General features: G+C 69.6%; 10 protein-coding genes. 6 read left to right on the top strand and 4 right to left on the bottom strand.

Annotated elements, in window-relative coordinates; translation table 11 throughout:
• On the top strand, positions 1–606 hold a 606-nt coding region (locus V7D28_RS10195; protein WP_333587276.1), incomplete at its 5' end, for a TetR/AcrR family transcriptional regulator.
• A gap of 229 nt (positions 607–835) precedes the next feature.
• Here V7D28_RS10195 and V7D28_RS10200 read toward each other — a convergent pair.
• From V7D28_RS10200 to ubiG, 3 genes are all read right to left on the bottom strand, one after another.
• The gene (locus tag V7D28_RS10200) at positions 836–1,921 is read right to left on the bottom strand and encodes a Zn-dependent alcohol dehydrogenase (RefSeq protein WP_333587277.1); all 1,086 of its coding nucleotides are present in this window, start codon (positions 1,919–1,921) and stop codon (positions 836–838) included.
• A gap of 110 nt (positions 1,922–2,031) precedes the next feature.
• Complete coding sequence (locus V7D28_RS10205; protein ID WP_333587278.1) at positions 2,032–2,961, bottom strand: alpha/beta fold hydrolase; 930 nt, start codon at positions 2,959–2,961, stop codon at positions 2,032–2,034.
• A 66-nt stretch (positions 2,962–3,027) separates the two neighbouring features.
• Positions 3,028–3,786, bottom strand: coding sequence for a bifunctional 2-polyprenyl-6-hydroxyphenol methylase/3-demethylubiquinol 3-O-methyltransferase UbiG (gene ubiG / locus V7D28_RS10210; protein ID WP_333587279.1), 759 nt, complete (start codon positions 3,784–3,786; stop codon positions 3,028–3,030).
• Between the two features lie 135 nt (positions 3,787–3,921).
• Between ubiG and V7D28_RS10215 the strand changes: the two genes are divergently transcribed.
• Positions 3,922–5,172 carry an aspartate kinase gene (locus tag V7D28_RS10215; RefSeq protein ID WP_333587280.1) on the top strand — a complete coding sequence of 417 codons (1,251 nt, stop codon included), beginning with the start codon at positions 3,922–3,924 and terminating at the stop codon, positions 5,170–5,172.
• 7 nt (positions 5,173–5,179) lie between these two features.
• On the opposite strand, the gene V7D28_RS10220 is transcribed toward V7D28_RS10215, so the two are convergent.
• A complete protein-coding gene (locus V7D28_RS10220) occupies positions 5,180–6,583 on the bottom strand; it encodes an MFS transporter (protein ID WP_333587281.1) in 1,404 nt (467 codons plus the stop codon).
• Positions 6,584–6,684: 101 nt separating this feature from the next.
• Here V7D28_RS10220 and V7D28_RS10225 point away from each other — a divergent pair, with 101 nt between their 5' ends.
• From V7D28_RS10225 to V7D28_RS10240, 4 genes are all read left to right on the top strand, one after another.
• Positions 6,685–7,305, top strand: a complete 621-nt coding sequence (locus tag V7D28_RS10225) for a helix-turn-helix transcriptional regulator (RefSeq protein ID WP_333587282.1) — start codon at positions 6,685–6,687, stop codon at positions 7,303–7,305.
• 129 nt (positions 7,306–7,434) lie between these two features.
• Entirely contained in the window at positions 7,435–7,713 is a 279-nt protein-coding gene (locus tag V7D28_RS10230) for a metal-sensitive transcriptional regulator (protein ID WP_333587283.1), read from the top strand.
• An 83-nt stretch (positions 7,714–7,796) separates the two neighbouring features.
• Complete coding sequence (ptsP, locus tag V7D28_RS10235; RefSeq protein ID WP_333587284.1) at positions 7,797–10,058, top strand: phosphoenolpyruvate--protein phosphotransferase; 2,262 nt, start codon at positions 7,797–7,799, stop codon at positions 10,056–10,058.
• A 152-nt stretch (positions 10,059–10,210) separates the two neighbouring features.
• Positions 10,211–11,181: RodZ domain-containing protein (locus V7D28_RS10240; protein ID WP_333587285.1), on the top strand; the 971-nt coding region annotated here is incomplete at its 3' end.

Raw genomic sequence — 11,181 nt, forward strand, 5'->3', positions numbered from 1 at the left:
CTGCTGACCCTGGGCGCCCCGCCCGCCCAGAACGACGAGGTCACCCGGGAGCGGTTCCTGATCGCCGCCACCGAGATCATCAACCGCGAGGGCTATCGCGGCGCCTCGGTGGACAAGATCTCGGCCTTCCTGAACGTGACCAAGGGATCGTTCTACCATCACAACGCCGACAAGGATGAGCTGGCCCAGGCCTGTTTCGAGCGCACCTTCGACCTGATCGACGAGGCCAAGACCCGCGGCTATGCCGAGGCGAACGGCTGGCGTCGGCTGTGGTTGATCTCGGCCTCCCTCACCGCCCACCAGACCAGCGGGGAGCGGGGGCGGATGCTGCGCCACTTCGCACTTTCGGCCATGCCTGGCGACCTGAGGCGGGAGATCCGCGGTCGCTTCCAGCAGATCGCCAACAGCTTTGCAGGCCTGATCAGCGACGGCATCGCCGACGGCACCCTGCGGCCAGTGGACCCGCAGCTGTCGGCCCACCTGGTCATGGCCATGTTCAATTCGGTGCTGCTGCTGGAGCACTGGGGCGAGGAAGCCACCGTCGAGACGGTGATGGCCGCCTATGTGCGCCCGGCCCTGTTGGGCTTCTTCACGCCCCAGGACTGAGGCTCAGGAGTCCGCTGGAGGCATCCGCGCCAATGGAAAAGGGGCGGCCTTCGCCGCCCCTTTTGAGACGCCCCCAGTGTCGGCGCTGGCCTTAAGCCGCGCACGACCTCCCCCCTAGGAGCATCTTGACCGAACACTGTGCGATCAAACTGACCGGGGCGAAGCTGCGCCGCAAGTCATGACGCCTATTAGGGGAAGAGCAAACGCGTGGCGCCTGATCACCGTCCCCCTAGGCGTCGAAGACGATGACCGAACGGGCGATTTCGCCGCGCTTCATCTCTTCGAACGCCTCATTGACCTGATCAAGGCGCAGCCGTCGGGAGACCATGTCGTCCAGCTTGAGCTTGCCGGACATGTAGAAGTCCACCAGGCGGGGCATGTCCACGGGGAAGCGGTTGGAGCCCATCATCGAGCCCTGGATCCGCTTTTCGCCCAGGAACGCCGCCCCCATCAGGCTGATGGTCTGACCCACCGGGATCATGCCGATGATGTTGGCCGTGCCGCCCCGGCGCAGCATGTTGAAAGCCTGCTCGGCGGTCTTGGACAGGCCGATGGCCTCGAAGGCGTGATGCACTCCGCCCTTGGTCATTTCGATCACGGCCTTCACCGCATCGGTGTCAGCCGCGCAGATGAAGTCGGTGGCCCCGAAGGCCCGGGCCAGGTTTTCCTTACCCTTGACCATGTCGATGGCGATGATGCGGCCGGCGCCGGCGATGGCCGCGCCGTTGATCGCCGAGAGACCGACGCCGCCGCAGCCGATCACCGCCACGGTCTCGCCGGGGCGGACATTGGAGGTGTGGATCACCGCGCCCACCCCCGTGGTCACCGAACAGCCGATGAGGGCGGCGCGATCGAAGGGCATGTCCTTGCGGATGGCCACGCAGGCATGCTCGTGGATCAGCATCTGCTCGGCGAAGGAGGACAGGTTCAGGAATTGCGGCAGAGGCTTGCCGTTCTGCACCAGCCGCGGCTCTTCGTCGGCGCCGCGCTTGGTGTCGGGAGAGACGCACAGGCTCATATGGCCGGTGAGGCAGTGCTCGCAGTGACCGCAGAAGGCCGACAGGCAGGTGATCACGTGATCGCCCGGCTTCACCGTGCGGACCTCGGAACCCACGGCCTCCACGATGCCGGCGCTCTCGTGACCCAGCACGGCGGGCAGCGGGTGGGGATAGGATCCCTCGACGAAATGGAGGTCCGAGTGGCAGACCCCGGCGGCCATGGTGCGGATCAGCACCTCGTGCGGGCCGGGCTTGTTGATCTGGACATCCTCGATCTGAAGCGGCTTGCCCACTTCACGCAGAACGGCGGCCTTCATGTAGCGCTCTCCCCTGAGAGATGGCCCGCTGGACGGGGCCTTGTCAGGGAAGGTTATCGCCGTTCAGGGGCGCGGTCCAAGCCAATTCCAGCCCAAGGCCGGCGCAAGGCTCAGGCCGCCTCCTGCCGGGGCGGCGGCGCCAGCCGCGAAAGATCAGGCCATGCGAACGAGGGCAGGTCGAACTTGGGCCAGGTCAGGAGCGGGGGCGGCAGGCAGGCTTCCAGCGCCTCCAGCAGCACCTCTTCGGGGCCATCGTTCAGGAAATGGTCGGCGCCGGCCATGCGCGCCAGGCGCAGGGGGCGACGGCCCTGGATTTCGCTCACCAGTCGCTCGGCGGCCTCCAGGGGGGCGAAGTCGTCCTTGTCCCCATGGATCAGATGGATGGGCAGGCGCAGGCTTGTGAGCGCCTGACGCACCGGTCCCAGTTGCTGCGGCTGGCCCGTGACTTCCAGGACGGCGTTGCGCAGGTCCCGCGGAATGATGCCGAGCGCCTTGCCGCCGGCGTCCAGCAGCCAGCGGGCCGTGGGGCCGGGCTCGCCATAATAGCCTGAAAGCAGGACCAGACTTTTGACATGGCGCGGGTTGCGCGCCGCCATCAGGGTGGCGATGGCCGCCCCATAGGACTGGCCGACCAGCAGGATCTTCTGTCCCCGGCGGGGCCGAAGCAGGGGCGACAGGGCCAGGGCCTGGGTCTCCAGTTCGGGCACATGGTCGATGGGCTCGGAGCGCCCGAAGCCCGGGCGGTCCACCACGATCATCTCCCGGTCCTGGGGCATGGCCGCGATCACCGGCGCCCAGTATTCCGCCCAGGACGGCGAACCGGTGATGACCACGATGCGCCAGGGTGCGGGACGTTCCCGCGGCGTCTCCAGGGCCGAAACCCGCCAGCCAAGGCCGCCGCCGGCCTCGAAGCTGGTGCGGCGCACCACGCTCTCGGGATAGTCTTCGGCCGGCGCCACATGCTCGGTCCGCCCCAGGACTGAGGCGGCGAAACACGCCCAGCCTACCGCCACAACACCCTTTGGCCGCTTCCGAGGCACGCGCTGCTCCTGCGTTCGATTGTGCAAGCGCAGCCCTAACGCCCGGAGGGGCGCACCGGTTCTCTCTCAGGCTGACGGGCGGGTCACTGTCATCATGTAGTTCACGTCGCAGTCGCGCGACTGCGACCAGCGCCCGGTGAGCGGGTTGAACACCACCCCATAGGGGCCGTCCACATGCACCGCCTCGTCCTTGAGGAAGCCGCGCAGCTCGTCAGGCGTCAGGAACTTGCGCCAGTCGTGGGTGCCGGCGGGCAGCCAGCGCAGCACGTATTCAGCGCCCACCTTGGCCAGGGCCAGTGCCTTGAAGGTGCGGTTGAGGGTGGCGACGATCATGACGCCGCCCGGCGCCAGGAGCTGGGCGCAGCTGCGCAGATAGGCGCCGGGATCGGCCACGTGCTCGATCACCTCCATGTTCAGCACCACGTCGAAGGGCGCCGTCCCCTCGGCCAGGAGCTGTTCGGCGGTGGCGCACCGATAGTCGATGGTCAGTCCCTGCTCGGCCGCATGGGTGGAGGCGGTGCCGATGTTGCGCTCCGAGGCGTCCACCCCCGTGACCTCAAAGCCCAGCCGGCACATGGGTTCGGAGAGCAGGCCTCCGCCGCAGCCGATGTCCAGCAGGCGCAAACCCTCGAACGGGCGCCGCGCCGAGGGATCGCGGGCGAACCGCGCCAGGGCCTTGTCGCGGATGAAGGCCAGCCGCACGGGATTGAACTTGTGCAGCGGCGCGAACTTGCCATGCGGATCCCACCATTCGGCGGCGATGCGCGAGAACCGTTCGACCTCTTGCGGGTCGATGCTGGAGCGGAGATCAGGTGCGGCGGACATGCCTCTCCATATAGCGACGCGGCGGGGCGGCGGAAGGTCGGGCGCGCCTGAGCGTGGCTGTTTGTGAAAGTCTCGTTGCAGCCGCGCCGGGGCGCCGGTAGAAGGGCCGCCTTTGCAAACGGGGGTCGATCCGGCGTGGCCCGTCTGGTGATGAAATTCGGCGGCACTTCGGTGGCCGACCTGGAGCGCATTCGGCGCGTGGGGCGGCTCGTGGCCGCCGAGGTCGAGGCCGGCCACCGCGTCGCCGTGGTGGTCTCGGCCATGGCCGGCAAGACCAATGAACTGGTGGCCTGGACCGACGGCGCCGGCGCCGCGGCGCAGGGCCTGCCGCCATCGGACGATGAGTATGACGCCGTGGTGGCGTCCGGCGAACAGGTGACCGCCGGCCTGCTGGCCATGGTCCTGCGCAATATGGGCCTGAACGCCCGCTCCTGGATGGGCTGGCAGATTCCGATCATCGCCGACGACGCTCATGGCCGTTCGCGTATTGAGGACATTCCGCCGGAGAAGCTCGCCGCGGCGCTGGACGCCGGCGAAGTGGCGGTGATCGCTGGCTTCCAGGGGGTCACCCGCGACGGGCGCATCGCCACCCTGGGCCGCGGCGGTTCGGACACCAGCGCCGTGGCGGTGGCCGCCGCCCTGAAGGCTGAGCGCTGCGACATCTACACCGACGTGGACGGGGTCTACACCACCGATCCGCGCATCGAGTCCAAGGCGCGCAAGCTGTCCAAGATCTCCTTCGAGGAGATGCTGGAAATGGCGTCCCTGGGCGCAAAGGTGCTGCAGACCCGCTCGGTAGAACTGGCCATGGCCCAGAACATGCCGGTTCGCGTGCTGTCGAGTTTCGTCGAGCCCGGAGAGGCCCCCGGCCAGGGCACCATCGTCTGCGACGAGGAGGAGATCGTGGAAAAGCGCATCGTGAGCGGCGTCGCCTACAGCCGCGACGAAGCCAAGATCAGCGTGTTCGGCCTGCCCGACCACCCCGGCGTCTCCTCGGAGATTTTCGGGCGGCTGGCCGACGCCAACGTCAATGTGGACATGATCGTCCAGAGCCACGCCCGCACCCAGAACACCGCCAATATGGAGTTCACGGTGGGAAAGCGGGACGCCGGCCGCGCCATGGAGATCATGCGCGCCGCGCAAGGGACCATTGGTTTCGAGGACGTGGCGGTCAACGAGGATGTGGCCAAGGTCTCGGTCATCGGCGTGGGCATGCGCAGCCATGCCGGCGTCGCCAAGACCATGTTCGGCGCCCTGGCCGAAAAGGGCGTCAACATCCAGGTGATCTCCACCAGCGAGATCAAGATCAGCGTGCTGATCGACGCGGCCTATACCGAACTGGCCGTCCGCGCCCTGCACGCCGCTTACGGCCTGGACAAGCTCTGAGGCGGCCTCAGACCCCCTGGGCTGCGGCCTTGGGGGTGAGGCGCCAGGCGGTGAGGATGGAGAGGGCGGCCACGGGCGCGCCCAGGCCGAAGACCGCGAGCGCGGTGGCCCGCGCGGTCTCCTCGGTCAGGCCCTGACCAAATCCGTTGAGATTGGCGATGGCGCCGGCCACGGCCGCGCCCGCCGCAGCGCCGGTCAGCCGGACCACATTGATCGCCCCGCCGCTCAGGCCGCGCTCTTCCTCCGGCACGGCGGCGAGGACCATCTGGTTCATGAAGGCCGAGGAGAGGCCGAAGCCCGCCCCCAGCAGGACGGCGGCCAGCGCCAGGGACCAGAAGGGTCCGTCCACCAGAACCCCGGCGCACAGGACGACGCCCAGGGCGGCGGACACCGCCCCGGCCCGCACCATGCGGCCGCGCCAGACCCCGGTGAGGCCCGACACCGCCAGCGCGAAGGCCGTCCAGGCGAAGGCCTCGATCCCCACCACATAGCCGGCCGTCAGGGCGGAGTAGCCTCGGGTGGCCTGAAGGATGGCCGGGCCATAGACCGTAAAGCCCATGGAGGCGGCCATCATCAGGAACATGGTGGCGAGCCCCAGGCCCGTGACGGTGGAAAGGTCGCCCGAAGCCCGCGGCAGCAGGCGGACATGGGCGCGGGCGTCGAGCCGCAGGCTGAAGACCAGCAGGCCCAGGCCCACGCTCACCAGCACGAGGGCGAGCATGAAGCCCCCCATGAGGTCGGCGCCGGCGATGGCGCTGACGCCGACCCCGATCAGGACGAGCTGGCGCACCGGCACCCCTTCGGGCCTCGCCTTCTCTCCCGCCGGCAGCAGCCACAGGGCGGCGGCGGCCACGGCCAGACCCTGGATGACGAAGACCCCGAACGCCCACCGCCAATGCCCGGCGTCGGCGAAGACGCCGCCCATCAGCGGCCCGACCAGGGTCGCCACGCCCCAAAGCCCGGTGACGGCGGCATAGACCTTGGGCAGGGTCCGGTCGGGAAACAGGAGACCGACGGCCACCGAGGCGAAACCCGCCAGCCAGCCGCCGCCCACCCCCTGCACCAGCCGGCCGCCCAGGAAGGTCCAGATGTCGGGGGCAGCGGCGCTCATCAGGCAGCCCGCTGAATAGAGGGCGGCGGAGAAGGCGAAGGCCCAGCGCAGCCCCGTGCGGCCGGTGAGCCAGCCTGCGCTCGCCCCGGCCACCACCGAGCCCAGCAGGAAGCCCGCCGTGGCCCAGCCGAAATAGGCGAAGCCGCCCAGGTCGGCGCCGACGCTGGGCATGATGGTCGCCGTCACCAGGCTGTCGGCGGCGTGCAGCCAGACGGCCAGGCAAATGAGGATGAACTGGGCCAGCCGACCTTCGGCCAGCACGTCCTTCCAGCTTCCATGGGCGGGGGCGGCAGCGATCATTTTGACAAGCGGGAATTTGCGAAAACAGACTTGACCCTGGCTAGCGCCGCCGCAATGATTTCGCAATCTGATATTTGTCAAATTCACCCCAGCCCCTGCGCATGTCGAGCCCCGCCGAAGCCATCCTGCTCCGCCTGAAGACCCACGGACCGGCCACCCATGCCGAACTGGCCGCCCATCTGGGGGTCAGCCGCCAGGCCGTGCGGCTGCAGACCGAGCGGCTGGCCGCCCGCGGCCTTGTGGCCACGGGGACCGTGCGGAGCGGGGTCGGGCGCCCCGGCGCGCGATGGAGCCTGACAGCGGAGGGGCATGCGCAGTTTCCCGACACCCACGCCCAGCTCACCGTGGAACTGATCGAGGCGGTGCGCGAGGAATTCGGCGTGCCGGGCCTGGAGCGCCTGATCCAGCGCCGCGAAGCCGCCACGGCGGCCGCCTATGGCGACGCCCTGGCGAACGCCGAGGGTCTTGAGGCGAGGCTGGAGCGCCTCGCCGAGATTCGCACCCGCGAAGGCTATATGGCCCGGTGGGACGCCACCGGAGACGGCGCCTTCGTGCTCAGCGAGAACCATTGCCCCATCTGCGCGGCGGCGGCCGCCTGCCAGGGATTCTGCCGGGCCGAACTGCAGCTCTTCCAGACCCTGCTGGCGCCGGCGCGGGTGGAGCGGATCGATCATGTGCTGCAGGGCGCACGGCGGTGCGCCTATCTGGTCACCCCGCCTTAGCGCGCTCCGTTGAGTGGGAACCGGTTATCGGATCGAAACGCGCTTGGTCTCTGAGCGCCGGCGATACCCTGCTGGGGCATGGTCGACAGCGAAGCCGACGCTATACTCGTGCGCCTGGAGGAAGCAGCGATGGCGGAAAAGCCTCACAAGGATCGGCTGGTCGGCCGCCTGAACCGGATCGAGGGACAGGTGCGCGGCGTCACCCGCATGGTGGAGGATGGGCGCTACTGCATCGATATCCTGACCCAGGTCCAGGCCGTGCGCGCGGCGCTCGCCAAGGTGGAGACCGAGATTCTGAAGGAACACCTGGATCACTGCATCGAGGGCGCCATCGCGAGCGGCGACATCGATGAGCAGCGTCGCAAGGCCGGCGAACTGATCGAGCTTCTGGGGCGGGCGACGCGATGACGCGCTCGTGCGCGGCGGAGGGATTCCGCATCTCGCCGCGCTCGGGATACTGATAAGGCGAAGGGGAAGGAGCGCTTCTGCACATGGTCATGTCGGGGCCCGTCATCCGAGGTCAGCGGAGCCTGCTGCGGCAGATCCGCGAGGCCGTCCAACGGGGCGGGCCCGCCCAGGGCCGCCTGGACATGGTGGTGCGCATCATCGCCCGCTCCATGGTGGCCGAGGTGTGCTCGCTCTACATGCGCCGTTCCGGCGGCGAGATGGAGCTGTTCGCCACCGAGGGCCTGGCGCCCGGCGCCGTCCACCTGACCCGCATGCGGCCGGGCGAGGGCCTGGTGGGCGAGATCATGCGCCTGGGCCGGCCGCTGAACCTGGCCGACGCCCCCAACCACCCGGCCTTCTCCTATCGACCCGAGACGGGCGAGGATCCCTATCACGCCTTCCTCGGCGTGCCCCTGCTGCGGGGCGGGCGCGCCATCGGCGTGCTGGTGGTCCAGAACAGGACCGAGCGCGTCTATACCGAGGACGAGGTCGAGGATCTGCAGATCATCGCCATGGTCCTGGCCGAGATGGTGGCCGGCGAGCTGATCTCGGAGGACGAACTGTCGGGGGTGGAGATCACCCCCCATCGCTCCGAACGTCTGAAGGGCGCGCGCTTCGCCGACGGTCTGGCGCTGGGGGTGGCGGTTCTGCACGAGCCCCCCGTCGCGCCCTCTCAACTGCTGGCCGACGACGTGGTGGCCGAGGAGGCCCGCCTGAAAGCGGCCATCTCGGGCCTGCAGGCCCAGATCGACGACATGCTCGAAGGCCAGCACGGCCTGGTGGAAGCCTCCTACGAGGTGCTGGAAACCTACCGCATGTTCGCCCACGACCGGGGCTGGAACCGGTCGCTGGAGGACGCGGTGCGCAACGGCCTGACCGCCGAGGCCGCGGTGGAACGGGTCCGCTCCGAGCACCGCGCCCGCCTGGGCCAGGCCCGGGACCCCTATCTGCGCGAGCGCCTGCACGACTTCGAGGATCTGGCCGACCGCCTGCTGCGGCACCTGGCCGGCGACGGCCACGTGGCCCGGGAGCTGCCGGACGGCGCCATCCTCGTGGCCCGCAACCTGGGGCCGGCGGACCTGCTGGAATATGACCGCCGCAAGCTGAAGGGGCTGCTGCTGGAGGAAGGCTCCTCGGCCAGCCACGCGGCCATCGTCGCCCGCGCCCTGGACATCCCCTGCGTGGGCCGGCTGGCGGGCCTGCGCGACCGGGTCAATGAGGGCGATACGGTCATCGTCGACGCCGAGACGGGCGAAGCCTATCTGCGGCCCCGGCTGGACGTGGTCCAGGCCATCGGCTCGCGGATCGAGGTGCGCGCCCAGCGGCGGGCCGAGTTCGTCAAGCTGCGCGACACCCCGGCCTTCACCCGCGACGGGGTGAAGATCACCCTGCTCATGAACGCCGGCCTGGACGTGGACCTGGAAACCCTGGCCGAGACAGGGGCGGAGGGCATCGGCCTGTTCCGCACCGAGTTTCAGTTCATGGTGGCCGAGGAACTGCCCCGCTTCAACGCCCAGACGGCGCTTTACAGCCGGGTGCTAGACGCCGCCGGCGACCGGCCGGTGACCTTCCGCACCCTGGACCTGGGCGGCGACAAGGTGCTGCCCTATCTCGAGGCCGAGCGGGAGGAGAACCCCGCCCTGGGATGGCGGGCCATCCGCATGGGGCTGGACCGCCCGGCGCTCTTGCGCCTTCAGCTGCGCGCCCTGATCGCGGCCTCGCAGGGTCGGCCCTTGAGGATCATGTTCCCCCTGGTGGCCAGCGTGGACGAGTTCCGCGCCGCCCGGGCCCTGGTGGATCACGAGGTGGCCTGGGCGCAGCGCCGCGGCCGCCCGGCGCCGGCGCGCCTGGACGTGGGCGCCATGATCGAGGCCCCCTCCCTGGTCTGGCACCTGGACGCCCTGCTTCCCATGACCGACTTCGTGTCGGTGGGGACCAACGACCTGTTGCAGTATCTGTTCGCCGCCGACCGCGGCAATGCGCGCATGGCTGACCGCTATGACCCCCTCTCCCCGCCCGCCCTGCGGGCCCTGGCGGAGATCCAGCGGGCCTGCGCCGAGACGGGCACGCCGGTCTCGGTATGCGGCGAGATGGCCGGCCGCCCCCTGGAGGCCTTCGCCCTGGTGGCCCTGGGCTTCGAGCGCCTTTCCATGCCGCCGGCCGGCATCGGACCGGTCAAGCAGATGGTGCTGTCCTGCGACCGTGAGGCGGCCCATCGGGGGGTCAGCGGACTGATCCGCGGCGCCGGGGGTTCCGTGCGCGGAGAAATCGAGACGCTCGCCCGAAAGCTCTACCTTTCAGTCTAGCTTGACTGTGGCGAATCCGTCGCGACGCCGATTGAACCACACACGCTATCGTGTTATGAGATAAGGGAAATTAACCAGTTCCGTGCAAAACGGACAGGCGGGCGGGGCGACCTTCTGGGTCGCGCATCTGGTTTTGAGGGCGACGAGCAGCCATGGCGCTCGACACGGGGCGGGTCACTGAGTTCAACGCCGGTTTCGAAACCTCGCGCGAGCGGGGAAATTTCGACCTGTTCATGCCGACCCTGGAATCTGGTCCTAACATCGGCGCGGCCCTGAAGGCCGCGCGGGAATTCCGCGGCCTGTCCCTGCAGGACGTGGCCGACTCCACCTGCATCCGCCGCGCCTATCTGGCCGCCATCGAAGAGATGCGCCTCGACGACCTGCCTTCGCGGCCCTTCACCGTGGGTTACATCCGCGCCTACGCCAAGGCGCTGGGGCTGGACAGCGAGGCTGCGGTCAACCGGTTCAAGGCCGAGGAGCCCGCCCCGGACGAGGGTCTGCGCGCCCCTGTGGGCGTCCGCCGCTCGCGCAGCGGCGGCCTGGGCCTGGCCGCGGTGATCGGCCTGGTGGTGGTGGGCGCCATCGTGGCGTGGAACGTGGCCCAGCGCGGCGTGATCGACGCCCGCGAACCGGCTCCCGCTGTGGCCGCGGCCCCGCCGGCCCCGGCGCGGGCCCCGGTTGAAGGCCCCTTGAGCCTGGGCGCGCCGCTGCCGGCGCCGGTGGAATCCACCATTCCCACCCCTTACGAGACCCCTGGCCTGGAGATCGCCGCAGCCTCCGGCGGCTCGGCCGACGCCGTGATCGCCGCCAATAAGGCCCGGACCGAGCCCTCGGCCCAGGCCGCCCCGGTCCTGGCCGAGACCTTCAACCCGGCGGGTCAGGTCTATGGCGCCGCCGCCAGTGAGGCCGCCGTGATCCTTCAGGCGCGGGAATCGGCTTCGCTGATCGTGCGCGGGGCCGACGGCTCGGTCTATTTCGCCCGGCAACTGGCCAAGGGCGAAGCCTATCGCGCCCCGGACATGAAGGGCCTGGTGGTGGACGTTTCCGAACCTGCCGCCTTCCAGGTCTTCGTGGGCGGCCAGTCGCGGGGCCTGCTGCGGGCCAACCAGACCCCGGTGAGCCG

It is taken from the genome of Phenylobacterium sp., assembly GCF_036723115.1.
GTDB lineage: Bacteria > Pseudomonadota > Alphaproteobacteria > Caulobacterales > Caulobacteraceae > Phenylobacterium.

What these genes read in the sequence shown, in the direction of transcription:
- ubiG (WP_333587279.1), bottom strand. Translation starts at nt 3,786, where the DNA reads ATGTCCGCCGCACCTGATCTCCGCTCCAGCATCGACCCGCAAGAGGTC.
- V7D28_RS10220 (WP_333587281.1), bottom strand. Translation starts at nt 6,583, where the DNA reads ATGATCGCTGCCGCCCCCGCCCATGGAAGCTGGAAGGACGTGCTGGCC.
- V7D28_RS10230 (WP_333587283.1), top strand. Translation starts at nt 7,435, where the DNA reads ATGGCGGAAAAGCCTCACAAGGATCGGCTGGTCGGCCGCCTGAACCGG.
- V7D28_RS10225 (WP_333587282.1), top strand. Translation starts at nt 6,685, where the DNA reads ATGTCGAGCCCCGCCGAAGCCATCCTGCTCCGCCTGAAGACCCACGGA.
- ptsP (WP_333587284.1), top strand. Translation starts at nt 7,797, where the DNA reads ATGGTCATGTCGGGGCCCGTCATCCGAGGTCAGCGGAGCCTGCTGCGG.
- V7D28_RS10200 (WP_333587277.1), bottom strand. Translation starts at nt 1,921, where the DNA reads ATGAAGGCCGCCGTTCTGCGTGAAGTGGGCAAGCCGCTTCAGATCGAG.